21 protein-coding genes, 3 tRNA genes and 1 pseudogene are annotated in these 25488 nt (G+C 63.4%); 10 read left to right on the top strand and 15 right to left on the bottom strand.

The annotated features are described in order from the left end of the window. Positions 1-49 precede the first annotated feature (49 nt). The 7 genes from A5892_RS14710 (at position 50) to mnhG (ending at position 7320) form a co-directional block, all read left to right on the top strand. On the top strand, positions 50-952 hold the full coding sequence (locus A5892_RS14710) for a cation diffusion facilitator family transporter (RefSeq protein WP_064123432.1): 903 nt from the start codon (positions 50-52) through the stop codon (positions 950-952). A gap of 467 nt (positions 953-1419) precedes the next feature. Beyond that, positions 1420-4248, top strand: coding sequence for a monovalent cation/H+ antiporter subunit A (locus tag A5892_RS14715; RefSeq protein ID WP_064124536.1), 2829 nt, complete (start codon positions 1420-1422; stop codon positions 4246-4248). A 1-nt stretch (position 4249) separates the two neighbouring features. After that, complete coding sequence (locus A5892_RS14720) at positions 4250-4639, top strand: Na+/H+ antiporter subunit C (protein WP_064123433.1); 390 nt, start codon at positions 4250-4252, stop codon at positions 4637-4639. Next, positions 4636-6168, top strand: a complete 1533-nt coding sequence (locus A5892_RS14725; RefSeq protein ID WP_082890489.1) for a monovalent cation/H+ antiporter subunit D — start codon at positions 4636-4638, stop codon at positions 6166-6168. The genes A5892_RS14720 and A5892_RS14725 overlap by 4 nt, the downstream gene beginning before the upstream one ends. Next, on the top strand, positions 6165-6662 hold the full coding sequence (locus tag A5892_RS14730; RefSeq protein WP_064123434.1) for a Na+/H+ antiporter subunit E: 498 nt from the start codon (positions 6165-6167) through the stop codon (positions 6660-6662). Before A5892_RS14725 ends, A5892_RS14730 begins: the two co-directional genes overlap by 4 nt. Before the next feature lie 11 nt (positions 6663-6673). After that, positions 6674-6943: a K+/H+ antiporter subunit F gene (locus tag A5892_RS14735; protein WP_064124538.1), complete on the top strand. Its 270-nt coding sequence runs from the start codon at positions 6674-6676 to the stop codon at positions 6941-6943. A 14-nt stretch (positions 6944-6957) separates the two neighbouring features. Then, positions 6958-7320 (top strand): monovalent cation/H(+) antiporter subunit G, encoded by a 363-nt coding sequence (mnhG, locus tag A5892_RS14740; protein ID WP_064123435.1) that lies wholly within the window; start codon positions 6958-6960, stop codon positions 7318-7320. 78 nt (positions 7321-7398) lie between these two features. Here mnhG and hemH read toward each other — a convergent pair whose 3' ends face one another. The 10 genes and pseudogenes from hemH to rnr form a co-directional block, all read right to left on the bottom strand. After that, complete coding sequence (gene hemH, locus A5892_RS14745) at positions 7399-8388, bottom strand: ferrochelatase (RefSeq protein WP_064123436.1); 990 nt, start codon at positions 8386-8388, stop codon at positions 7399-7401. 238 nt (positions 8389-8626) lie between these two features. Beyond that, positions 8627-8896 carry a DUF6482 family protein gene (locus tag A5892_RS14750; protein WP_064123437.1) on the bottom strand — a complete coding sequence of 90 codons (270 nt, stop codon included), beginning with the start codon at positions 8894-8896 and terminating at the stop codon, positions 8627-8629. A 476-nt stretch (positions 8897-9372) separates the two neighbouring features. Then, positions 9373-9672, bottom strand: a complete 300-nt coding sequence (locus tag A5892_RS14755) for a hypothetical protein (protein ID WP_027351463.1) — start codon at positions 9670-9672, stop codon at positions 9373-9375. A gap of 43 nt (positions 9673-9715) precedes the next feature. Continuing rightward, positions 9716-11104 (bottom strand): replicative DNA helicase, encoded by a 1389-nt coding sequence (dnaB, locus tag A5892_RS14760; RefSeq protein ID WP_064123438.1) that lies wholly within the window; start codon positions 11102-11104, stop codon positions 9716-9718. A 222-nt stretch (positions 11105-11326) separates the two neighbouring features. Further along, positions 11327-11773 carry a 50S ribosomal protein L9 gene (gene rplI, locus A5892_RS14765; protein ID WP_027351465.1) on the bottom strand — a complete coding sequence of 149 codons (447 nt, stop codon included), beginning with the start codon at positions 11771-11773 and terminating at the stop codon, positions 11327-11329. 12 nt (positions 11774-11785) lie between these two features. Continuing rightward, the gene (locus A5892_RS14770; protein WP_043448644.1) at positions 11786-12640 is read right to left on the bottom strand and encodes a hypothetical protein; all 855 of its coding nucleotides are present in this window, start codon (positions 12638-12640) and stop codon (positions 11786-11788) included. 10 nt (positions 12641-12650) lie between these two features. Further along, positions 12651-12878, bottom strand: a complete 228-nt coding sequence (gene rpsR, locus A5892_RS14775; protein WP_027351467.1) for a 30S ribosomal protein S18 — start codon at positions 12876-12878, stop codon at positions 12651-12653. Positions 12879-12900: 22 nt separating this feature from the next. After that, positions 12901-13326: a 30S ribosomal protein S6 gene (rpsF, locus tag A5892_RS14780; protein ID WP_064123439.1), complete on the bottom strand. Its 426-nt coding sequence runs from the start codon at positions 13324-13326 to the stop codon at positions 12901-12903. A gap of 198 nt (positions 13327-13524) precedes the next feature. After that, positions 13525-14379, bottom strand: coding sequence for a 23S rRNA (guanosine(2251)-2'-O)-methyltransferase RlmB (gene rlmB, locus A5892_RS14785; RefSeq protein WP_064123440.1), 855 nt, complete (start codon positions 14377-14379; stop codon positions 13525-13527). 856 nt (positions 14380-15235) lie between these two features. Beyond that, positions 15236-17471, bottom strand: a pseudogene (gene rnr, locus A5892_RS14790) (ribonuclease R); the annotation flags it as partial. A 327-nt stretch (positions 17472-17798) separates the two neighbouring features. Between rnr and A5892_RS14795 the strand changes: the two are divergent. From A5892_RS14795 to A5892_RS14805, 3 genes are all read left to right on the top strand, one after another. Then, positions 17799-17885 (top strand) — tRNA-Leu (locus tag A5892_RS14795). A 46-nt stretch (positions 17886-17931) separates the two neighbouring features. Next, positions 17932-18018: transfer RNA gene (locus A5892_RS14800), tRNA-Leu, on the top strand. Between the two features lie 52 nt (positions 18019-18070). Next, positions 18071-18157 (top strand) — tRNA-Leu (locus A5892_RS14805). A 79-nt stretch (positions 18158-18236) separates the two neighbouring features. Here A5892_RS14805 and rhtA read toward each other — a convergent pair. From rhtA to A5892_RS14830, 5 genes are all read right to left on the bottom strand, one after another. Then, positions 18237-19121, bottom strand: coding sequence for a threonine/homoserine exporter RhtA (gene rhtA / locus A5892_RS14810; protein ID WP_064123441.1), 885 nt, complete (start codon positions 19119-19121; stop codon positions 18237-18239). A 125-nt stretch (positions 19122-19246) separates the two neighbouring features. Continuing rightward, the gene (locus tag A5892_RS14815; protein WP_064123442.1) at positions 19247-20182 is read right to left on the bottom strand and encodes a DNA/RNA non-specific endonuclease; all 936 of its coding nucleotides are present in this window, start codon (positions 20180-20182) and stop codon (positions 19247-19249) included. A gap of 318 nt (positions 20183-20500) precedes the next feature. Next, positions 20501-22069, bottom strand: a complete 1569-nt coding sequence (locus A5892_RS14820) for a SpoVR family protein (RefSeq protein WP_064123443.1) — start codon at positions 22067-22069, stop codon at positions 20501-20503. Between the two features lie 35 nt (positions 22070-22104). Continuing rightward, entirely contained in the window at positions 22105-23388 is a 1284-nt protein-coding gene (locus A5892_RS14825; RefSeq protein WP_064123444.1) for a YeaH/YhbH family protein, read from the bottom strand. 146 nt (positions 23389-23534) lie between these two features. Further along, positions 23535-25454, bottom strand: a complete 1920-nt coding sequence (locus A5892_RS14830) for a PrkA family serine protein kinase (RefSeq protein ID WP_064123445.1) — start codon at positions 25452-25454, stop codon at positions 23535-23537. Between the last annotated feature and the right edge of the window lie 34 nt (positions 25455-25488).

Consider the following 25488-nt stretch of genomic DNA (forward strand, 5'->3'; position numbering starts at 1 on the left):
CTGACACCTTTCCCCCCCCTTGCCCAATCATCAACCATCGAGACCGATCATGGCCTCACTCGAACAACGCCTGCTCAAGCAGTCGACCCTGATGATGGCGCTGGTCGCCGTCTGCGGTATTTTCTTCGGCCTCTTCGCCGCTTCGCAGTCGATCCTCTTCGATGGGATCTTCTCGGTCGTCGCTACCCTGATCAAGATCCTGATGCTGATCACCGCCCGGCTGATCGCTCGTGAGTCGAGCCGTCGCTTCCAGTTCGGCTACTGGCATCTCGAACCGATCGCGATGCTGGTCGAGGGCGGCTTCCTGCTGCTGATCGCGGTCTATGCGATGAGCTCCGGCATCCTCGGCCTGCTCAGCGGCGGCCACGCGATCGATTTCGGCCTGGCGTCGCTTTATGCGGCGCTCTTCACCCTGATCGACTTCGGCTACTACGCCTACCTGCGCCGGCGCAATCGACGGCTGAACTCCCCGCTGGTGCGTTTCGACACCCTGAGCTGGATGACCGACGGCATTCTCTCCCTTGGGCTGCTGTGCGCCTTCGTCTGCGCCTGGATACTCGCCGACACCGGATACCGTGCGCTGACACCCTACCTCGACCCGCTGATCCTGGTGGTGATCTCGCTGATCATCGCGCCGACCGCGCTTCGCGCCTCGATGCCCGCGATCAGGGACCTGCTGCAGATGGTGCCGGGCTCACTGGATCAACAGGTGCGGGAGACGATGCAAGCGTTCGTCGCACGCCATGGGCTCGCCGGGTTCACCTCCTACGTCCAGCGCAGCGGACGCGCTCGTTTCATCGAGATTCACGTACTGCTCGCCGAGAACGCCGAGATCGGCACCATCGCGCGGCTCGACGGCTGGCGGGAAGAGATCGCAAGCGCGCTCGGGGAGGCAGCGCCGGAGCGCTGGTTGACCATCTCCTTCACCAGCGAACCACGCTGGGCAGAGTGATCTCGAAACTCGCCGGAAGGGTGATGGTAAGAAGCGACGCGGCATAGAGAGGAAAATATTGGCTTAAGCTTGGTTTGCTGGCGACCGACACTGATGAATGTTACATTTTTGGAGCTCGAACATTAACTTAGCGTCGCTCGAGCGGTGTATCGAGCGCTGCCGCGGATTCATTTTACAGCTAACTAATGAAATCGCCGCGACAGCGCGAAGGGAGCTCCAATCGACCCTGGGTCGGCTGCCATCCCCTTCCCCGAGCGTTTCGCCGAGCACCGAACCAATTGCCATCCTCGGCTTGGCCGTGAGCCACCTAATCCGCCTGAATCCGCGCAAGCGAGAAGTTCCCGCCTGCCACGGCGACAGGCGCCCGGCTCACAGCACCCGGCCGATAAAAAAGCATGCATGCCCTTCGCCACGCCGTCGAACCGGACGAGGCAGGGCCCGTCGAACCGAAGCCTGAGAGCGCGTACATGACCTTGCCGTTGATCGTCCTGCTCCCGCTGCTGGGCAGTCTCGTTCCCCTCCTGGGCGCGCGTGCCGGGCGCACGGGTAGCGCCTGCCTCACCGCCATCCTGCCGTTGTGTGCGCTGGTGTTGACCATCTTCCTCTCGGTCTCGGTATTCGATGGCCAGATCATCCGCTACAGCCTGCCATGGGTGCCGCAGCTCGGACTCGAACTCGCCTTCCGCCTCGACGGCCTGTCACTGCTCTTCGCCCTGCTGATTCTCGGCATCGGTCTGCTGATCATCGTCTATGCGCGCTACTATCTGGCGCCCGAAGACTCGATGGCGCGGTTCTACAGCTACCTGATGCTGTTCATGACCTCGATGCTCGGGATCGTCACCTCGGACAACCTGCTGCTGCTGTGGTTCTTCTGGGAGCTGACCAGCATCTCCTCGTTCCTGCTGATCAGCTTCTGGACCCACCAGAGCAGCGCGCGCAAGGGTGCCAGGATGGCCCTGGCGGTCACCGGTGCCGGCGGCCTCTGCCTGCTCGCGGGCTTCATGCTGATCGGCAAGATCGTCGGTACCTTCGACATCGGCACGATCCTCGATTCCGGCGACATGATCCGCGAGCATCCCGCCTACATGGTGGTGCTGGTGCTGGTGCTGATCGGCGCATTCAGCAAGTCGGCGCAGTTCCCGTTCCAGTTCTGGCTGCCCCACGCGATGTCCGCGCCCACCCCGGTGAGCGCCTACCTGCACTCCGCCACCATGGTCAAGGCGGGGATCTTCCTGATGATCCGCCTCTACCCGGTGATCAGCGGCACCGACGCCTGGTACTACATCGTCACCCTGGTCGGGCTGTTCACCATGTTCTACGGCGCCTACATGGCCATGGTGCAGTACGATCTCAAGGGGCTGCTCGCCTACTCGACGATCAGCCACCTTGGCCTGATCACCATGCTGCTCGGCCTCGATACCCGGCTCTCCACCCTCGCCGCGGTCTTCCACGTGGTCAACCATGCGATCTTCAAGGCGTCGCTGTTCATGGCGGTGGGCATCGTCGACCATGAATGCGGCACCCGGGACTCGCGCAAGCTCGGCGGCCTGCGCAAGTACATGCCGTTCACCGCCGCCCTCGCCACCGTGGCCGGCGCCTCGATGGCCGGGGTGCCGCTGCTCAATGGCTTCATCTCCAAGGAGATGTTCCTCACCGAGAGCCTGCAGACCCAGAACCTCGGCGGACTCTCCTGGCTGATCCCCGCGCTCGCGACGGTAGGCTCAGCGCTTTCGGTGGCCTACTCGCTGCGCTTGGTGGTCGATGTGTTCTACCGCGGCGCACCGCGCTTCTTGCCCAAGGAGCCCCACGAGGCGCCGCGGCCGATGCGCCTGCCGATCGAGGTACTGATCCTTCTGTGCCTCGCGGTCGGGATGTTCCCGGCGCAGATCGTAGGCCCGCTGCTCGATGTGGCGATGAGCGTGGTCGCCCCGAACGCGATGGACGGCCAGGATCTGTCGCTGTGGCACGGCTTCAACCTGCCGCTGATGATGAGCATCGCGGCGATGGTCTTCGGCGCCGTGCTCTATTTGCTGCGCGGTGGCCTCAACAGCTTCCGCCGCGACTTCCTCGTCACCGATGCCAAGTACGTGTTCGAGGGCGCGGTACAGCGCGCCACCGCATTTTGCGCCCGCGCCCTGGACCGCTTCGACTCACGTTCGCTGCAGCGCTACGTATTCCTGATGATGGCGATGATGCTGGTGCTGGCCAGCTTCGGCCTGCTGCGCATGCCGGTACTGATGGGCGAGGTGCCAATGCAGCCGCTCGACCCCTACATCATCGTCGGCGCCACGCTGATGGGCACGGGGGCGATCGCTACGGTCTACTTCCAGCGCCAGCGGCTGATCGCATTGATCTGCCTGTCGATCACCGAGCTGATGGTGATCCTCACCTTCCTGCGCTTCTCCGCACCGGATCTTGCGCTGACGCAGCTGGTGGTATCGACCGTCACCGTGATTCTGATGCTGCTGACCCTGTTCTTCCTGCCCCAGCAGACCCCCAAGGCGTCGAGCGGTATCCGCATCCTGCGCGACCTGATCCTCGCCGGAGCGATCGGCATCGTGATCGCGAGCATCAACTTCGCGGTCCTGACCCAGCCCTATGAGACCATAGGCAACTTCTTCACCGAGCAGGCCAAGCCCGGCGGCGGCGGCTACAACGTGGTCAACGTGATCCTGGTCGACTTCCGTGGCTTCGATACCTTCGGCGAGATCGCGGTGCTCGGCATCGCCGCACTCGGCGTGCTCAAGCTGCTCAACCGGATGAAGATCTTCGTGCCGACCACCAGCGCGGAGAACCGTCCCTGGTCGCCCGAGTACTACCCGACGATCTTCGGTTCGGTCTCCCAAGTGCTGTTCCCGCTGGCGCTGATGGTTTCGGTCTACATCTTCCTGCGTGGCCACAACCTGCCGGGGGGAGGATTCATCGGCGGGCTGGTCGCCGCCTCGGCGCTGATCATGCTCTACATGGCACGAGGCGTGGAATGGACCCTGCGCCGGCTGCGGGTCGACTACCAGCACGTGATCGCCGCCGGACTGCTGGTCGCCGCCTTCACCGGCATGGGTGCCTGGGCCTTCGGCGAGCCGTTTTTGACCTCCTGGTTCGACTACTTCCACCTGCCGCTGATCGGCGAGCTCGAACTCGCCACCGCCCTGCTGTTCGATCTCGGCATCTACCTGGTCGTAATCGGCTCGACGATGATGATCCTCGCCAATCTGGGCAAGCTGGCGACGCCGCACAGCCCGGCGCGCGAAGCGCGCAAGGCGTCGACCAAATCCACCACGATGGAGCACCATTGAGATGGAAGCGCTGTTTTCCGCCGCGGTCGGAATCCTGACCACTTGCGGCATCTACTTGACCCTGCGAGGACGCACCTTTCCGGTGGTCCTCGGCCTGACACTGCTGACCTACGCGGCCAACCTGTTCCTGTTCTCGATGGGACGGCTCAAGCTCGGCGCCAGCAATCTGGTCAACGACGGCCTTCCCGATGTCGACCCGCTGCCGCAGGCACTCGTACTGACCGCCATCGTGATCGGCTTCGCGATGACCGCGTTCGTGATCATCCTGGCGATTCGCGCCCGTGGGGATCTTGGCAGCGATCATGTCAATGGGCGCCGGCGCCAGTCACGGCGCAGCAGGAACGATGACCCGCTCGAGCTCAACCAGGCTCGTGGAGGCATCAAAAGGTGAGTGACCATCTGATCATTGCTCCCATCGTACTGCCGCTGCTGTTCGGCGCGTTGATGCTGTTCAAACGCGGCGATAGCCAGCGATTCCACCGCACGCTCGCCGCCATCGGCATGGTCGCGCAGCTGGCGGTGGCGATCACGCTGCTGGTCCAGAGCAGCGACGGCGCGATCCGCAGCTATGCGCTGGGCGACTGGCAACCGCCGTTCGGGATCATCCTGGTGCTGGACCGCCTGGCCGCCTACATGGTGCTGATCTCCACCCTGCTCGGCTCGGCGGCGCTGCTCTACTCCTCCGGCGGGCAGGACGCTCGCGGCAGCAACTTCCATGCGCTGTTCCAGTTCCAGCTGATGGGGATCAACGGCGCCTTCCTGACCGGCGACATCTTCAACCTCTTCGTCTTCTTCGAGATCCTGCTGATCGCCTCCTACGGGCTGATCCTGCACTCCGGAGGACGCAAGCGGACCCTGGCCGGGCTGCACTACGTGGTGCTCAACATCGCGGCATCGTCTTTCTTCCTGATCGCGATCGGTACGCTCTACGGCACCCTCGGCACGCTCAACATGGCCGATCTCGCGGTGCAGGTCACCAATATGGATCCGCGCCGCGCAGCGCTGGTGCAGTCTGCCGCGCTGCTGCTGATGGCGGTGTTCTTGCTCAAGTCGGCGATCCTGCCGCTGCATTTCTGGTTACCCCGCGCCTACGCCGCGGCACCGGGGGCGGTAGCGGCGATCTTCGCGATCATGACCAAGGTGGGGATCTACTCGATTCTACGGGTATATACGCAGATCTTCGGCGACCATGCCGGCGAGCTCGCCAATTTCGCCCACGTCTGGCTGTGGTGGGGCGGCCTCGCCACCCTCGCGATCGGCGGCATCGGCGTGTTCTCGAGCCCCGACCTGCGCCTGCAGGTCAGCTACCTGACCCTGATCTCGGTCGGCACCATGGTCGCCGCGCTCGGCATGAGCCACCCGGCGAGCTACAGCGCCCTGCTCTTCTACCTGCCCCATACCACGTTCATCAGCGCGGGACTGTTCCTGCTCTCCGAGGTGATCGGCCGCCAGCGCGGACGCGCCAGCACCCGCATCGTCAAGAGCCGGCGGCTGCGCCAGCCCTATCTGCTCGGCGCGCTCTACATGATCGGCATGCTCGGCATCCTCGGTTTGCCGCCGTTCTCCGGCGCGCTGGCCAAGACGCTGATCCTGTTCAGCGCCCAGGGTAGCGAGGGGGCCTGGCTCTGGCCGCTGGTGCTCGGTTCGACCCTGCTGGGTATCGTCAGCACCTCGCGCGCCGGCACCACGGTGTTCTGGCGCTCGGGCGCGAGCGCCTCGACCAAGGGGCCGTTGCTCAACCTGCGCACCGGCGGTGCGGTGGTCATGCTGATCGGCGTGGCCGTGCTGATGCCGATCTTCGCCGGCCCGATCAGCGCCTACACCGATACGATCACTGCGCAGCTGCTCGACACCAATGCCTACACCGAAGCGCTGCTCGGTGTCTCCATCGACACCGCCGGAGAGGAGAGCGGACCATGAAACGCTTCTTCCATTGGCTCATCACCCATCCCTTCATCTCCACGTTGATCTTCCTCACGTGGCTGCTGCTCACGTCATTCACCCCGGGCAGCGCGGTACTGGCGTTCATCCTCGCGCTGGTCATCCCCAAGCTCACCGATGCGTTCTGGGTGCCGCAGCCGAAGATCCACAAGCCGTTCAAGCTGATACTCTTCGTCTTCCACGTGTTCTACGACATCATCGTCGCCAACCTGGTGGTCGGGCGTAAGGTGCTTTCCCCCAGCCATCATTCACGGCCTGGATTCATCATCTATCCGTTGGCGATGCAGGAGCCGTTTCCCATCACCCTGCTGACCAGCACGATCTCGCTGTCGCCGGGCACGCTGTCGGCGCACCTGCGTCCTCACGACAACACCCTGCTGATCCATGCCCTCGACGTCGATGACAGGGAGGCGCTGGTCAATTTCATCTACGAGCGCTACGAACGCCCGCTCAAGGAGATCTTCGGATGCTAGGTTCAATGTCGATCCTCGAATGGGGGATCTGGATCAGCGCGCTGCTCTACATGGTCGCGTTCTGCCTGAACGCCTACCGCATCCTGATCGGCCCCAGCCTGCCCGATAGGATCGCGGCGCTCGACACCATGTACATGAACGCGATCGGCCCGGTGATCCTGATGGGCATCAGCACCGGCACTCGCTTCGACTTCGAAGCAGCGGTGCTGATCGCAATGTTCGGTTTCCTCAGCATCGCCGCGCTGTGCAAATATCTGCTGCGCGGCATGATCATCGAGTAAAGGAGGCAATTCCAATGGAATACCTGGGCTTTTTCATCGAGCTCGTCGTCGCCCTCCTGCTGGTATGCGGCGGCTTGACCGCGGTGATCGGCGGTATCGGCATGGTGCGATTCAACGACTTCTACATGCGCATGCACGGGCCAGCGATGAGCTCGACGATGGCGCTCGGCTGCATGATCCTCGCATCGATCCTGTTCTTCTGGTTCCACACCGGCACGCCAAGCTTTCCCGAGCTGATCCTCACCCTGTTCGTACTGATCACCGCTCCGGTGAGTGCCCACCTCTTGACCATGAGCGCACTCCACCTGAAGCTGCCACGGCAGTCCAATACCCAGGGCGGGCCGTTCGAGCTCAACGAGAAGATCGACCAGGACTAGCGCTGCGCCCTCTCGGGCCAGCATAGCAAAGGGCCGCCTCGCAGCAGTGCGAGGCGGCCCTTTGCTTGCACGCGACGGTTACCAGCCTTGGGTGTGCTGGACGACCAGGTCGGTGAAGAGCGCCAGATGATCCTCACGATCATTGAGCGCGGGAATGTACTCATAGCGATTGCCGCCCGCCTCGAGATAGTTCTCCTTGTTCTGGATCGCCAGCTCCTCGAGGGTCTCCAGGCAGTCGGCCGCGAATGCGGGGCTCATGATGTCGATGGCATCGAAGCGCTTCTGCTTGCCCCAGGCAGCGAGCGTGACATCGGTGTAGGGCTTGAGCCACTCTTCGCGCCCGAATCGCGACTGGAAGGTCATCGTCCACTCCTCATCCCCAAGCCTCAACGCTTCGGCCAGCAAGCGGCTGGTCGTCGCACATTCGCTCGCATAGGGATCGCCCTCCTCTGCATACCGCTTCGGCACGCCATGGTAGGACATCACCAAATGGCCTCGATAGCCTTGGCGATCCCAGTGCTCACGGACGCTGGCGGCGAGCGCCGAGATATAGCCCGGATGATCGTGGTAGCTGCGTATGGTGCGAAGCTCAGGATGTGCCGGGCAGGAGGCCAATGTTCGCGCCAGGCTATCGAACACCGATGCCGTGGTGGAGCGCGAGAACTGTGGGTACAACGGGAGCATCAACAGCCGCCGTACTCCCTTGGCCCGCAGCGCCTCGATGGCCTCCTCCATGCTCGGTCGACCATAGGTCATCGCCAGCTCGACCGGGATCTCCTCATCGAAACGCTCAGCGAGGCGCTCGGCAAGCGCACGCTGCTGACGGCGCGACATCACCAGCAGCGGTGATCCCTCATCGGTCCAGATCGAGCGGTAGGCTTTAGCGACCTTGGGCGGCCGGAAAGTCAGCACCACACCATAGAGTATCGGCAGCCATATCGGCCTTGGCGTATCCACCACCCGGCGGTCGGAGAGGAACTCGGCCAAATAACGCCTGACTGCGGGAGCGGTAGGTGCCTCAGGCGTACCTAGATTGACGAGCAGTACTCCGAAACGCGGACTTGGCATCAACGACTCCTTGATTCTTCGACTCAGTCTCTCCTGGAGACGCTGGCTGCCTTCGTACCATGCGGCCATGCCACCAGGACTGGCGGCATTATAAACCCCTGGGGAGAGATAGAACGGACCAATCCTGTCTATGAAAGCGGATTGAACGGCACTATGAGACGCCGGCTATAGCGGCGTCTCGGCGGGTGGGACAACGAGTGGGATTGGCGCTAAGTGTGCGCCGGACGGCGCGACACGGTCACAACGTCAGCGCAGTGCGCTCGTTGGCGGGGATATCGCTCTGCGCGGTTTCGACCAGAAAGGCACGCTTGACGCCGAGGGTCCGCAGCACATCGAATGCGGCATCCAACGAGCGAAACAGTTGGGGCCGCCCCTTGCGTTCCAAAAGCCAGACATGGCGGTCGTCACGACATTCGATCTGGTAAAGCTGATTGCCTACCGAAGCTATGATGTTCAATTCCAATTCACCGAGTCGCTCGGTGTCATGCTCGAGTTGATGCATGTCCATATCGGTTCTCCTTCATTGCATCGTTATTGCTCTCTTGTTTCGCGGCGCACCCTTGCTGGGCGCGAGGTCTCATGCATTCCTGGACCACCGCGAATGCGTACCGCACCCTCCTGGGCGGTACGTACGGTCATGCTATCGACACCCAGTGTCAGCAAGATGACTGCACCACTGTAGGACAACTAAAAGCGCCGTTCTATCCCCCCACAGCGGCGGGTGCACCAATGGGACGCCTCTGGCCCGCTCTCTTCAGGCACGACTCAACCAGGTCTTGCGACCGATGGCCCAGGCCTCCAAAGAGGAACGAGCAGGCAGCCGGCAATGAGAGAAGCCGGAGGGGAGTCGGAGAAAAACCGAGGGAGCACCGGCGGCGCCAGGACATCCAAGACCAAGAACATCCAAGACCAATAGCGCCCGCTAAAGCGAGCGCTATTGCCACCACTGGCGGTCAGCGATCGCGCATGAGGACGAAGCGTCGCTCAGTCGCGCTGATAGGTGCTGGGGTCGATCGCAACGCCGAGGGAATTGCGATCGATCCATTTACCCGCCTTGGCTTCACGATAGCGGAACACCACCATGTCGCCGACCTTCACCGGCAGCTCGGCATCTTCCACTTGATAGGTATAGGTCTCGCCACCTACCACCAGCACATGGCGATAGAGATCCGGCATGCCGAGCCACTCCTTGAACGGCCCTTCCCGATCGAGGCTCTCGAGCACACCGCGCGCCTCGAGCTTGGGTTGTCGACGCCGACCGCTGCGGCGAAATCCTGCTGCCATCTATGCCAATACCTCGTTTTCGAATCAGTGTAGAACCAGAGAATCAATCGTCGCCGAACTGGCCGTAGCTGTCCGGGGCAAGATCCTCGAAGCGGGTGTACTTGCCCACGAAGGCCATGTGCACAGTGCCGATCGGGCCATTACGCTGCTTGCCGATGATCAGCTCGGCAAGCCCTTTGTTATCGGGGTTGTCGCGATTATAGACTTCGTCACGGTAGACGAAGGCGATCAGGTCGGCGTCCTGCTCGATGGCGCCCGACTCGCGCAGGTCCGACATCACCGGGCGTTTGTTGGGACGCTGCTCGAGCGAGCGGTTGAGCTGCGAGAGCGCCACCACAGGGCAGCTGAACTCCTTCGCCAGCCCCTTGAGTGAGCGGGAGATCTCGGAAATCTCCGCAGTACGGTTTTCAGACATCCCCGGCACCTGCATCAGCTGCAGGTAGTCGATCATGATCAGGCCAATGCTGCCCGCTTCACGGACCAGCCGCCGAATTCGAGCGCGCATCTCGTTGGGCGACAGCGCCGGCGTATCGTCGACGTAGAGCTTGCGATCCTTGAGCAGGTTGACCGCCGAGGTCAGTCGAGGCCAGTCCTCGTCCTCCAGCTGGCCGGTACGCACCCGGGTCTGGTCGATTCTCCCCAGCGAAGAGATCATCCTCAGCATCAGCTGCTCTGCCGGCATTTCCATCGAGAACACGATCGATGCTTTGTCGCTACTGACCACGGCATGCTCGACCAGATTCATCGCGAAGGTGGTCTTGCCCATCGACGGGCGCCCCGCAACGATCACCAGATCCGCAGGCTGCAATCCCGAGGTCATCTCGTCCAGATCGCGAAACCCGGTCGACAGCCCGGTCATCTGGCCCTTGAGATTGAACAGCTGGTCGATCCTGTCGACCGCCTTGGTGAGCAGACTGCTCATTCCCACCGGACCGCCGAACTTGGGCCGGGACTCGGATATCTGGAAGACCAGCCGCTCGGCCTCATTGACCAGCTCATCGGCGGGACGCCCCTGGGGAGTGAAAGCCCCCTCGGCGATCTGGTTGGCGGCCTGAATCAATTTACGCAGCGTCGCGCGCTCGCGCACGATATCGGCATAGGCGCGAATGTTGCTGGCGGAGGGGGTGTTTCGAGCCAGTTCGGCGAGATAGGCCAACCCACCCACCTGATCGAGCTGGTCCCGCAGCTCCAGCGCTTCAGAGAGCGTCACCACGTCGACGGCGCGGCTCTCCTCGAGCAGCTGCTTGACCGCGTTGAAGATGCAGCGATGCTCGAAGCGATAGAAGTCATCACTGATCAAGCGTTCGGAGACCAAGTCCCAGGCACTGTTGTCTAGCATCAGACCGCCCAGCACCGACTGCTCGGCCTCGACGGAATGCGGTGGCACCTTGAGCGCAGCGGTTTCTTGATCGCGCTCGGTCACTTCGCTCATATGGGGTCCGTGAAGTGAAGGCAAGCCCCGACGGGGCGATACGAGAATTCTTCCGCGACCACGCCGCCAACGAGCGGCCAGAGGCATGCGGGGTAGGAGCATGGTAATGCCACCAGCCGATTCAGGCCAGCCGCGCAGGCCGATGGCCAAGGCCAGACCAAAGCTCGAAAAGAAAGGGGCACGCTTGCGCGTGCCCCCTTCCGACCACCGGTGGCGGACCGCTTATTCGGCGGTGACGACCACACGGACGACAGCCGACACGTCCGAATGCAGCTGGAGGTCGATATCGTATTCGCCGGTGGAACGAATCGGGCCTTCCGGCATCCGCACTTCGCTCTTGGCGACGTCGATGCCGGCCTGAGCGATGGCGTCAGCCAGATCGCGCGGACCGATGGAACCGAACAGCTTGCCTTCATCGCCGGCCTTGGCCGTCAGCGAAAGCTCGATGTCGGCCAGCTGAGCGGCGCGGCTCTCGGCTTCAGCCTTGCGGATCGCGGCTTCGCTTTCGAGCTCAGCGCGACGAGCCTCGAAGGCGTCGATGTTTTCCTGGCTCGCCGGTACGGCAAGGCCGTAGGGAATCAGGTAATTACGGCCGTAGCCTGCCTTGACGGTGACTTTGTCACCCAGGGCGCCCAGCTTGCCGAGCTTGTCGAGCAGAATGACTTCCATCTCGTTGACCTCTTAACGTTGACTACCGGCGAGACGCCCGCGGAAGTTCGCGAAGCTGTCGATCAGCGCCAGTAGCAGCACTATCACTATTGCGGGCCAGGTGGTCAGCAGCAGGGCATAGAAGCCCACCAGCCAAAGCCCATTCATCCCCTTGATACCCAGCAGCCCGTGCACCAGCGCGATGCCCGACACCAGCAGCGGCACCCAAGCGACCAGCAGCGCCGCGGGAGCGCCGAGCAGGCCGCCGACCAGGGCGATCGCAATCACCACGCCGAGCTCGGCCGGGCGCAGACGCAGCTGGTGAAACTCGCTGCGAAAGCCACCCGGATTGTAGAGCCCGGCCTGCCAACTGCGCGCCAGCGCCAGACAGGCGACCGAAGCGAGCAGCATCATCAGCCCGGTGACCACACCGATCAGCAAGCTGGCGAGCTGATCGATCGAGATGCCCTGCTGCGCGTAGCTGGTCAGCAGGGCATCGATCTCACCGGAACTCTGACGCAGCTGCTCGATCAGCAGACCCGCGTCGGGTGGTACGAAGATGCCGCTCTGGCCCAGCACCGCGGAGACCAGGCTGCCTGCGATCAGCGTCTCGCTCCAGCGCGTCCGGGCTCGCAGCACTCCGGCCATGAGCGCGACCAGCACGATGCAGCTCACCGGCAGTACGTCGCCCTGCGTCCACCAGAACAGGCTGGGAATCAGGGCGGCGATCAGCACCGGCGCCGCTTGCGTCGTGCCCTTGCGAAGCACACAAAGCGCAACGACTGCGGCGCCCAGCCAGAAGAACCAAGGCACCAGGGTGGCGGCCAGCGCCACCCCGATCGCCTGGTAACGGCCCTGCATCACCCATTTGGCGAACGCTAGCAGCATGGGTACCCGCTTACTGGTGGCTGTCGGTGTACGGCAGCAGCGCCAGGTAGCGCGCGCGCTTGATCGCGGTGGCCAGCTGACGCTGGTAGCGAGCGCGGGTACCGGTGATGCGGCTGGGTACGATCTTGCCGGTTTCGGTGACGTAGGACTTCAGTGTATCGATGTCCTTGTAATCGATCTGCTTCACGCCTTCGGCGGTGAAACGGCAGAACTTACGGCGACGGAAAAAGCGTGCCATGGGTCAATCCTCCGGACGAATCTTACTCAGCGGTTGCTCTTTCAGCGTGGTAGCTTTCGCTGTCACGCTCGCCATCGTTACGCTCACCATCACCGCGCTCGTCACGATCACGACGGCGACCGCGCTCTTCACCGGCCTTCATCATCGGAGAGGCTTCGGTGACCGCTTCGTTGGTGCGTACGACCATGTTGCGGATGATCGCGTCGTTGAAGCGGAAGATGTTCTCGAGCTCGGCCAGCGCTTCAGCGCTGCACTCGACGTTCATCAGCACGTAGTGCGCCTTGTGGATCTTGTTGATCGGGTAGGCCAGGTGGCGGCGACCCCAATCCTCGAGACGATGAACGGTGCCGCCGCTCTCGGTGACGATGCCGGTGTAGCGCTCGACCATCGCCGGAACCTGCTCGCTCTGGTCCGGATGAACCATGAAGACGATTTCGTAATGACGCATGATGTCTCCTTTCGGTTTGACAGCTTCGACGCGTTCCAACGCAATGGCGTGGAGCCGGAAGAAGCAAGGAGGGAGATGAATGTCGCGACGGCGAACCGTCGGAACACGATTGCGAACCACCGCTGTAGCGGCGGCCGCGAATATGACGAAAAGCCGCGATATTCTAATGATACTGGCACATGACTACAAGCGTGGCGCTCAACCGCGCTGCCGTACCGCTTCGAAAAGTCCGATGCCAGCTGCCACGGAAACGTTGAGACTCGACACTCTGCCCGCCATCGGCAGCTTGACCAGCGCATCGCAGCGCTCACGCGTCAGCCGCCTGAGCCCCTTGCCCTCCGCCCCCATCACCAGCGCGCAAGGCCCACGCAGATCCACCTCGAACAGGCTTTGAGTCGCCTCCCCGGCGGTCCCATAGACCCAAACGCCCTGGCTGCGCAGCGTCTCCAGCGTGCGGGCGAGGTTGGTGACCTGATAGACCGGCACCGCCTCCGCCGCACCGGAGGCGACTTTACGCACCGTGGCATTGAGCGGTGCGGCACGATCCTTGGCAACGATCACGCCATGGGCACCAGCAGCATCGACGCAGCGCAAGCAGGCGCCGAGGTTGTGGGGATCGGTGACGCCATCCAGTACCAGCAACAGCGCAGGCCGGGCCTCACGCCAGTCGTCGAGGCGCCAGAGCAGGCTCTGCTCCGCCTCGGCAACCAGCGGCGGGCAGAATGCCACCACTCCTTGATGATTGCCGCCTTGCGCGACGGCATCGAGCGCCTCGCGCGACGAACGCTGGATATCGATGCCCCGCTCGGAAGCGATGGCACAGAGCTGGGCGAGACGCTCACCCGCGTCCCCTTCCTGAATCCACAGCTGCCTCGGCGGCTCGACCCGATCGTTCTCGACGGACAGCAAGGCCTCGACGCTGTGCACCCCATAGACCGCCTCGCACCCCTTGGGTGGTACCGGCGAGGCGCCCGCCGCGCGTGCGGGGCGCTTCGCCGTGACACCCTCTGCACCGGGGGTACGGCGGGAGAGATTCTGATGACGACGTGCCATCAGTCACGTCCTTCCGGCTTTTTGCCGCCGCGCCTCGGCCTGGAGGTTTTACCCGCCGAGGAAGAGCGCTCGCCCTCGCCGGCCGCGGCTTTGGCAGCGCCCTTCTTCGGCCGGGCCGGAGCAGCGGTTTCGGCCTTGGCCGCTTGCGCCTTGGCGGCGCCCTTCTTCGGCCGGGCTGGAGCAGCGGTTTCGGCCTTGGCCGCTTGCGCCTTGGCGGCGCCCTTCTTCGGCCGGGCTGGAGCAGCGCTCTCGGCCTTGGCCGCTTGCGCCTTGGTGGCGCCCTTCTTCGCCCGGGCTGGAGCAGCGCTCTCGGCCTTGGCCGCTTGCGCCTTGGCGGCGCCCTTCTTCGGCCGGGCTGGAGCAGCGCTCTCGGCCTTGGCCGCTTGCGCCTTGGTGGCACCCTTCTTGGCGCGGGCTGGAGCAGCGCTCTCGGCCTTGGCCGTTTCTGCTTTGGTGGTGCGCTTCTTCTCCCGGACTGGAGCAACGCTCTCAGCCTTGGCCGCTTCCGCCTTGGCGACGCGCTTCTTCGGCCTGGTTACAGCGGTGCTTTCTGCCTTGGCCGACTCGGCCCTGGCCGTATGCGACTTCTGCGCAGTCTTGGCATCGCTTTGTCCTTCGGACGACTGTCCACTGCGCTTGCGTCTCCGCGGCGTGCCCTGCTCGGTGACGGCATCGCCGCGCGGAGCTTCGATTGCAGCGGGCTGGTCATCCTGCTGGCGTTTGCGACGCATCCGCTCACGCCGACCCATCCGTCCTTTGCGCTTACGCTTGCCGCCCACCTCCTCGGTGGGAGCCGGCGGATTCTCGACTCGCGTCTGCCGCGCGCGGGTCGGGGTCCGAGCAGCCTTCTCGGCGATCAGGAAGTCGATCTTACGACTGTCGAGGTCGACCCGTGCGACCTGTACGGTCACGCTGTCGCCCAGCCGATAGGTGGTGCCGCTGCGATCGCCGCGCAGCTGGTGGCGCTCGGGCTGGAACTGGTAGTAGTCGGAAGGCAGCGCGCTGATGTGCACCAACCCTTCGATGAAATAGTCATCCAAGCGCACGAAGATGCCGAACTGAGTCACCGAGGCGATCTTGCCGCCGAGCACCTCACCGACCTTGTCAGCCATGAACTCGCACTTCAGCCAGTCCTCGACGTCACGGGTCGCTTCATCGGCGCGGCGCTCGGTCATCGAACAGTGCTCGCCGAGCTCGACCATCTGCACGTCGGTATAGGGGCACCAACGCTGCGCCGGCTCGACCGGCGTATCTTCGACGCGCTCGACGTTGCCGCTCTTCTGCCCGCTGCGAATCACCGAGCGGATGGCGCGGTGGACGATCAGATCGGGGTAGCGACGGATCGGCGAGGTGAAGTGGGCATAAGCGGCATAGGCAAGGCCGAAATGGCCTTCGTTATGCGGCGAATAGACCGCTTGCATCATGCTGCGCAGCATCACCGTCTGGATGATGTCCGCATCGGGGCGCTGGCTGATCGCTTCACGCAGCACCTGGTAATCACTCGGGTTCGGCTCGTCGCCGCCGCCCAGACTCAAACCGAGCTCGGCGAGGAACACACGCAGATTCGCCAGGCGCTCCGCGGAGGGGCGCTGGTGCACACGGTAGAGCGCCGGCAGCTTGTGCTTGTCGAGGAAGCGCGCCGTGGCGACGTTGGCCGCCAGCATGCACTCCTCGATGATCTTGTGGGCCACGTTGCGCGAGCGCGGAACGATCTTCTCGATCTTGCGCTCATCGTTGAAGATGATCTGGGTTTCGGTGGTCTCGAAGTCGATCGCGCCCCGCTCGGTGCGCGCGGCGCGAAGCACCTGGTAGAGCCCATGGAGATCCTCGACGGCCGGCAGCACCGCGGCATAGTCGCGACGCAGGAGACGCCCCTCCTCGCTTTCGGGCGCCTCGATCATCGCACCGACCTTGGTATAGGTCAGCCGGGCATGGGAGCGCATCAGCCCCTCGTAGAACTTGTAACGGCTGATCTCGCCTTTCTTCGAGATGTTCATCTCGCAGACCATGCACAGGCGATCGACGTCGGGGTTGATCGAACAAAGGCCGTTGGAGAGCAGCTCCGGAAGCATCGGCAGCACCTGCCCCGGGAAATAGACCGAATTACCCCGGCTGCGCGCTTCGACGTCGAGCGGCGTATCGACGCCGACGTAATAGGAGACGTCGGCGATCGCGACGATCAGCTTCCAGCTGCCCGACTTGGTGCGGTAGGCATGCACCGCGTCGTCGAAGTCCTTCGCATCCTCGCCATCGATGGTGACCAGCGGCAAGTCGCGTAGATCGACACGTCCATGCTTGTCCTGCTCCAGCACTTCGGCGGAGATCCCTCGGATCTGCGCTTCGACCTCGTCGGGGAAATCCGAGGGCAGGTCGTGCTCGCGGATCGCGATCTCGATCTCCATCCCGGGGTCCATCCGCTCACCGAGGACTTCGATCACTTCACCCTGGGGCCGCGCCCGAAGCGCGGGCTGCTGGGTGATGCGAACCGCGACCACCTGGCCGTCCCGAGCACCGTTGGTGGCGGTCGGCGGTACCAGCACCTCATGTGCGATGCGGGAGTTTTCCGGTATCAGCGCCGCGAACCCCGTCTCGCTTGAGTGTTCGCGGAAAATACCGATCAGCGTCTGGGTGTTGGCTGCAGTGACCTCGACGATGGTCGCCTCGGGGCGGCCGCGGCGATCGCGACCGCTGACCCGCGCCACCACGAGATCACCATCGAAGACGCGACGCATCTGCCGCGGCGGCAGGATGAGATCGGGCTTTTCTCCATCCTTGCGCGAGAGAAAGCCGATACCGTCCCGATGACCGATAACCCGCCCCTCGATCAGTTCCGAGGGGTCGATGGTCTGGTACGCGCCGTCGCGAGTCTTGAGGATTTGCCCGTCGCGTTCCATGGCGATCATCCGCCGCCGTACCGCTTCTCGCTGCTCCTCGTCCTCGAGGCCCAGAAGCCGGCTCATGTTCTCGTGAGTCAAAGGCTTGCCATGGGCAGCGAGACGCTCGAGCAGGAATTCACGGCTGGGAATGGGCTTATCGTAATTATTGGCTTCGCGCTCGGCGTTGGGGTCTTCGCTCAACGTCCACTGCTTCATGAATACGTCCCTGACTGATTGGATACCGACCGGCTGGATGCGGCGAAAGAATGAGGGCGCGGCATGGGGGACTTCGCTGTGACAAAGACGAACGCGCGCTCGGGAGATGTGAGGGTAACGGAGGTATTGCCGTGGAACCCGATCACGGATTCATATGGAGTGGTTGACATGCGACGAGTATAGCCGCCACTTAGGTGCGAACCCAAGCGGCGTTTCCGTCTCGCGGTGCTTTTCATCCCGCCCCTCTTGCAACGGAGAAAAAAAAAGGTATTATCTGCGGCCACTTGCCCGAGGCATCCCGAGCAGATGGGATGAACCGAACTGCAGGCCCAGGTGGCGGAATTGGTAGACGCGCTAGCTTCAGGTGCTAGTGTCCTTACGGACGTGAAGGTTCAAGTCCTTTCCTGGGCACCACTGTCCTTTTCGGCCAGATTGATATATGCAAGGGCAAGACTGCAAGGCCCGGATGGCGGAATTGGTAGACGCGCTAGCTTCAGGTGCTAGTGTCCTTATGGACGTGAAGGTTCAAGTCCTTTTCCGGGCACCATATCGTTAGACCCACCATGTCAGGCCCCACGAAAGAGCGGTGGTTCGGACAAGCCCAGGTGGCGGAATTGGTAGACGCGCTAGCTTCAGGTGCTAGTGTCCTTACGGACGTGAAGGTTCAAGTCCTTTCCTGGGCACCAAGATCATTCGAGAACCGGCCTCTGGCCGGTTCTTTCGTTTCCGCACGCCCAATCCCACTCCACGCCCAGATCCCCGCGCCTACCGCTCGGCGCGCTTCGCCATCATCGGGCGGGAGGTCTGGGCGGCTCCCGCCGCGGCGACGATGATCGAAAGAACCGCCAGCCATTGCAGCGGCGTGAGCCGCTCACTTAGGAAGATCAGCCCCGACATGGCGGCAACTGCAGGCTCGAGGCTCATCAGCATGCTGAAGGTGCGCGACGGCATCCGTCGCAGGGCGACCATCTCGAGCGAATAGGGCAAGGCGGTGGAGAGCACAGCCACCGCCAACGCGACCGGCAGCAAGGCCGGCACGAACAATTCGCTGCCGAGTTGGGCAACGCCGATCGGCATCGCCATCAGCGCCGCTACTACCGTGCCGAGCGCCACGGTACGGCTGCCATGGTCGGTGCCGGCCTTGCGCCCATAGATGATGTAGAGCGCCCAACAGCCCCCGGCCGCAAGCGCGAACGCAGCGCCCAGTGGGTCGATCGGCGCCTGAGTCGCGCCTACCGGCAGCAGCAGCCAGAGCCCCAGTGCGACCAGGGCCACCCAGACGACATCAAGCACCCTGCGCGAGGAACAAAGCGCTACGGCGAGCGGACCGGTGAACTCCAGCGCTACCGCGATCCCCAGCGGCACACGCTCGAGCGCTTGATAGAACAGCATGTTCATCCCACCGAGCGCGAGACCATAGACCAGCAGCGAACGGCAGGAGTGCAGTCCAGGCCATCCGCCCCGCCAAGGGCGCATGATCACGCAGAGCAATAGCGCGGCGAGCCCCAGACGAAGGGCTGAGACGCCCACCGCTCCAAGCGCGGGGAACAGGGTCTTGGCAAGCGCCGCCCCGGTCTGGATCGAGACCATTGCCACCAGCAGCAGCACGACGGGAAACCAGATGGAGCGAGAGGCGGTCAGGAGGGGCATGAGCTGTCAGCGGTCAGGCGCCGTAGCGACGGCAAGTGGATAAGGGGGCCCAAGGCTAACACGGCTGCCCAACGAGCGCGCCATGCTGGTGCACCCTTCCGCCTCGCCTCAGCCCCCTCGCTCGCTCAGTAACGCGAAGGCCTGCGAGCATAGCGTTCGAGCTGCCAACCGCTGGTATCGACCTGCGACTCCAACTGCGACTGGCTGCTCGCCGGCAGCCCGGGGAAGAAGTCGAGTCCAGTACGCGCCTCGATCTCATCGATGCTGACCAGGTAGCGATCGAGCGGTTCGTCGCCACGCACGCGCTGGGGCATGATGAAGGCCAGGGCCCGGGGCCCCTGCCCCGGCTCTCCAGGCGCGACGATGATTTTGTAGAAAGCCTCGGGGATCGAAACGCAGGTCGGCAGCTCCAGCTCGATCAAACGCGCCAGCGAACGTTGACATGAGGGGAGCCATTCGAAGCTCTCGCCGTAGATCGGCCCGCTGACCACCCAGAGCGTGCCGAATCGGGGCAGCATGTCGTCCATCACCGCAGCCTCGAGGCGCTGCCACAGCCTGCGATTGAGATCGGGGCGCTGCGGGGCGATGTTGGTCATCAGGAAGGTCTGCCGCTGGGCTTCTCGCCCATAGACGCTGGCGATCGCGTAGTTCGGCGCCATATGGCCGCGATCGTAGCCGCTGCCGGTGTAGGCATCCGACGACAGCGGCAGCCCCGATCGCCAGTCGCGCTCGAATCCGTCGGGGCGTGGCAGACGGTAGGCGGGATGATTGGCATCGAGCCGGTAGAGCACCCATAGCGGGGTCATCCGCAGGTCCGACCAGCCGACCAGGAAACCTTCATTGCGCAGGATGCGATGGAAGGTGCGCCAGTCCAACGAGCGCTGCACCGCAGGCGGTCCTTCCCAGCTCATCCGCTCGCGATGTTCCTGCTCGCTGTAGTACCAGAGTCCGCCGATCACCGCGGCGAAGACCAGCCCCAAAAGCCCACCACGCAACAGCTTGCGAATCCAGCCGAATGGCCAAGGCAGAGACGCCGAACGCGCCTTGCGACGTCGCGCCATCAGCTCTCACCCCGCCCGGACTTCATCCTCAGGCGGCACACGATGCGCAGCCGCTCGATCAACGGCAAAAAAAACGATCCAGCCTTCACGTCTTGCTCTTGTCATGCGTGGAACGGCCCAGGGCTGCGCCCGGGAGGAATAACTCAGCGCCTACAGGCCAACGGAGAACATTGTCTCCAGGTCATGGCGACTCTCACTGAGGTGACGATCTGCCACGCCCGCGGCAGTATACCCGGATGCACCGTTACCCGCCCGCCTCGGCCGCGAGGAAAGAAGAAGGCCCGCGCGAGGCGGGCCCGATCATAGCGAGAAATGGGGTCAGTGCAGCTCGGTGTCGCTGCTCGGCCACTGGTAGCGCTGAACCAGTTCATCACCCTCGCGCGACTCGAGCCGCACCGGGAATCCCCATAATTGATGCAGATAGCGCAGTACCGAATGCACCGAACGCTCCATCGGACGACGGTCGCTACGCTGGTGGCGCAGGGTCAGCGAACGGTCACCATAGACGTCGGCCTCCCAGACCTGGATGTCAGGCTCGCGATGGCCAAGCGCGTACTGGGACGAAAGCGCCTCGCGGAGCTGGCGATAGCCATCGTCGTCATGGATGGCGCCTATCTCGAGCGTCTCCTCGCGATCATCGTCGAGCAGCGCGAAAAGACGCAGATCGCGCATCACCTTGGGTGAGAGGAACTGCTGGATGAACGACTCGTCTTTGAAGTTCTGCATCGCAAAATGCAGCGTCGGCAGCCATTCCGAGCCGGCGAGCTCGGGAAACCAGCGACGGTCCTCGTCCGTCGGCGCCTCGCAGATCCGCTTGATGTCGGTGAACATCGCAAAGCCGAGCGCATAGGGGTTGATGCCGTTGTAGTAAGGGCTATCGAAACCCGGCTGGGCCACCACCGAGGTGTGCGACTGGAGGAACTCGAGCATGATCCCCTCGTCGATCAGCCTCTCGTCGTAGAGCTGATGCATGATGGTGTAGTGCCAGAAGGTCGCCCACCCCTCGTTCATCACCTGAGTCTGGCGCTGGGGATAGAAGTACTGCGCCATCTTACGCACGATGCGCACCACTTCGCGCTGCCAAGGTGCGAGCAGCGGCGCGTTCTTTTCCAGGAAGTAGAGCAGGTTCTCCTGCGGCTCCGCCGGATAGCGTCCGCGCCGATGCAGCCGCAGCGGATCGTTGCTGTCATCCTCTTGCTCGCCCCCGGCCTGGAGCGGGTGCGGAATGGTGCTCCATAGCATGTTGACCTGCGACTGCAGGTAGGCCTCGCGCTCGGACTGGCGCTTCGCCTCCTCGGCGGCGGAGATCGGTGACGGGCGCTTGTAGCGGTCGACGCCGTAGTTCTGCAGCGCATGACAGGCGTCGAGCAGCTGCTCGACCGCATCGACCCCATGGCGCTCCTCGCATTCGGCGATGTAGCGACGGGCGAACACCAGGTAGTCGACGATCGCCGACGCATCGGTCCAGGTACGAAACAGGTAATTGCCCTTGAAGAACGAATTGTGCCCATAGCAGGCATGCGCGATGACCAGGATCTGCATCATCAGCGTGTTCTCTTCCATCAGATAGGCAATACAGGGATCGGAATTGATCACCAGCTCGTAGGCCAGTCCCATCTGCCCGCGGCGATAGGCCTGCTCGACCGACAGGAACTGCTTGCCGAACGACCAGTGATGGTACCCGACCGGCATGCCGACACTGGCATAGGCATCCATCATCTGTTCGGAGGTGATCACTTCGATCTGGTTGGGGTAGGTATCGAGCCGGTATTGCGCGGCTACCCGTGCGATCTCCCGCTCGAAACGCTCGAGATCGGAGAAACTCCAGTCAGACCCTTTGCTCGGCTGGCGCTCGTCGAGCCCTTCGCGCGCATGGACTTCAGACATCTTCTGCCTCCTCGAATCGAGAGCTTGGGCGCCGTTCAGGCAGCCTGGCGGCGCTTGAACAGTTCGCGGAAGACCGGATAGATATCGCTTGCCTCGACGATCTGCTGCATCGCGAATCGCTTGCCATGCCGCTCGGCGACCCGGGTGTACTCCTCCCACAGCGCCTGGTGGGCGTGGGGCGTGATCTCGACGTAGGCGAAGTAGCGCAAAAGCGGCATCAGCTTGTCGTCGAGCAGTCGCCGGCAGCTGACCGAGTCATCGTCCCAGTTGTCACCATCCGAGGCCTGGGCGACGTAGAGATTCCAGTCACCCGGCGGATAGCGCTCCTCGATCACCTCGTGGAGCAGCCCGAGGGCGCTAGAGACGATGGTCCCGCCGGTCTCACGGGAGTAGAAGAACTCCTCCTCGTCCACCTCCTTGGCCGCGGTGTGGTGGCGAATGAACACCAGCTCGACCCGCTCGTAGTTACGCTCGAGGAACAGGTAGAGCAGCAGGAAGAAACGCTTGGCGATGTCCTTGTGCGCCTGGGTCATCGAGCCGGAGACATCCATGATGCAGAACATCACCGCCCGATTGGATGGCTGGGGCTGGTCGGCCAGCTGGTTGTAGCGCAGGTCGTAGGTATCGATGAACGGCACCGCCTCGAGCCGCTTCTCGAGCGCCTCGATCTCCCCCTTGAGCTCCCGGATCCGTGATGGGTTGCGCAGCACCGGGTCCTTGCGTTCCTCCTCGTCGAGCGCCTCCTGGGCCTCGCGCAGCGCACGACGAATCGGCGCGCGCATCGCGATGCGCCGGGCATAGGCCTCGCGCATCGAACGCACCACGTTCATCCGCGCGGGCACTCCGTCTCGCCCGACGCCTGCCCGTACCGGACGCACCTCGCGCATGTCGACCAGCTGCTTGCGCTCGAGATGCGGCAGCTCCAGCCCGTCGAAGACGAAATCGAGAAACTCCTCGCGCGAAAGAGAGAAGGCGAACTCGTCCATGCCTTCGCCCTGGTTCGACGCGCGGCCATCGCCGCTGCCGTTCCCCCCACCGCCGCCGCTGGGCCGGCGCAGGCGATCACCGGTAACGAACTCCTTGTTGCCGGGGCTGACGACGGTGCGATTGCCGCCCTGCCCATGGCGGAACACCGGTTCAGAGATGTCGCGGGCAGGAATGCTGACCTTCTCGCCGCGCTCCATGTCGGTGATCGAGCGTCGGTTGATCGACTCCTCCACCGCGCGCTTGATGTGACTGCGGTAGCGGCGCAGGAACCGCTGCCGGTTGACTGCGCTCTTGTTGCGGGCATTGGCCCGCCGATCGATGAAGTAACTCATGCACATCCACCTCCCTTGCAGAGACCAGCGCGCCTTCGTTGACCTCGAAGCGCGACGGCGAAGGGTGCCGGAAGGGGCCGCCGGTCCCGCTACACGCCGGGACCGGCGGCACGCAGGCGGGGGCTACCCCCGCCGCGGCGCCGCCGCTACTGCGACTTGCGCACTCGCAGGTACCACTCCGAGAGCAGTCGCACCTGCTTCTCGGTGTAGCCTCGCTCGACCATTCGCGCGACGAAGTCCTCGTGCTTCTTGCGATCGGAGTTGGACGCCTTGGCATTGAAGGAGATCACCGGGAGCAGCTCCTCGGTGTTGGCGAACATCTTGTGCTCGATCACCCCTTTGAGCTTCTCGTACGACTGCCAGCTCGGATTGCGGCCGTTGTTCTGCGCCCGGGCACGAAGCACGAAATTGACCACCTCGTGACGGAAGTCCTTGGGATTCGAGATGCCTGCCGGCTTCTCGATCTTCTCGAGCTCCTCGTTGAGCGATTGACGGTTGAACAGCTCGCCGGTCTCGGGCTCGCGGAACTCCTGATCCTGGATCCAGAAGTCGGCGTAGGTGACGTAGCGGTCGAAGATGTTCTGCCCATACTCACTGTAGGACTCGAGGTAGGCGGTCTGGATCTCCTTGCCGATGAAGTCGACGTAGCGCGGCGCCAGGTACTCCTTGATGAAGCGCAGGTAGCGCTCGTGGGTCTCCTTGGGCAGCTGCTCCTGCTCGATGCGCTGCTCGAGCACGTAGAGCAGGTGCACCGGGTTGGCCGCCACCTCGTGAGTGTCGAAGTTGAACACCCTGGAGAGGATCTTGAAGGCGAAACGAGTCGAAAGCCCTTCCATCCCCTCGTCGACCCCGGCGGCGTCGCGATACTCCTGGATCGACTTGGCGCGGGGATCGGTATCCTTCAGGTTCTCGCCGTCGTAGACCCGCATCTTCGAGTAGACGTTGGAGTTCTCCGGCTCCTTGAGCCGCGAGAGCACCGAGAACTGCGCCAGCATACGCAGCGTATCCGGCGCGCAAGGCGCCTTGGAGAGCGAGGAGTGCTCGAGCAGCTTTTCGTAGATCTTCATCTCTTCGGTGACGCGCAGCGTATAGGGCACCTTGACGATGTAGACGCGGTCGAGAAACGCCTCGTTGTTGCGATTGTTGCGGAACTGCTGCCATTCCGACTCGTTGGAGTGCGCCAGCACCACCCCGTCGAACGGGATTGCCCCCATGCCTTCAGTCGGGTTGTAGTTGCCCTCCTGGGTCGCGGTCAGCAGCGGATGGAGCACCTTGATCGGTGCCTTGAACATCTCGACGAACTCGAGCAGCCCCTGGTTGGCGCGGCACAGCCCGCCTGAGTAGCTGTAGGCATCGGGGTCGTCCTGGGAGAACATCTCGAGCTTCCTGATGTCGATCTTGCCGACCAGCGCGGAGATGTCCTGGTTGTTGTCATCGCCCGGCTCGGTCTTGGCGATCGCCACCTGGTTGAGCCGCGAGGGCATCAGCTTGACCACCTTGAAACGGGTCAAATCGCCACCGTACTCCTTGAGCCGTTTGGCGGCCCAGGGCGACATCAGCGAGCGCAAGTAGCGCCTCGGGATGCCGTACTCCTTCTGCAGCAGCTCGGCATCCTCGGGACCGAACAGCCCGAGCGGGGATTCGTAGACGGGTGAATCCTTGATCGCATAGAAGGGCACTGTTTCCATCAGCGCCTTGAGACGCTCGGCGAGCGACGACTTGCCGCCACCGACGGGACCAAGCAGATAAAGGATCTGCTTGCGTTCCTCGAGCCCCTGAGCTGCATGGCGGAAATAGGAGACGATCTGCTCGATCGCCTCTTCCATGCCGTAGAACTCTTCGAAGGCCGGATAACGGCGAATCAACTTGTTCGAGAAAATGCGCGAGAGGCGCGAATCCCTGGACGTATCGATCACCTCCGGTTCCCCGATCGACATCAGCATCCGTTCGGCCGCGCTGGCGTAGGCCCCGGGCTCCTGCCGGCAAAGCTCCAGGTACTCCTGAAGGCTCATCTCTTCCTGCTGAGCCCGCTGATAGCGATTCTGCACATGATCGAAGATGCTCATCGAAGCCTCCCGGGCTTACCGTCCCTTCCCAAAG

This window comes from Halotalea alkalilenta, assembly GCF_001648175.1.
In the GTDB taxonomy this organism is placed as follows: Bacteria; Pseudomonadota; Gammaproteobacteria; order Pseudomonadales; family Halomonadaceae; genus Halotalea; species Halotalea alkalilenta_A.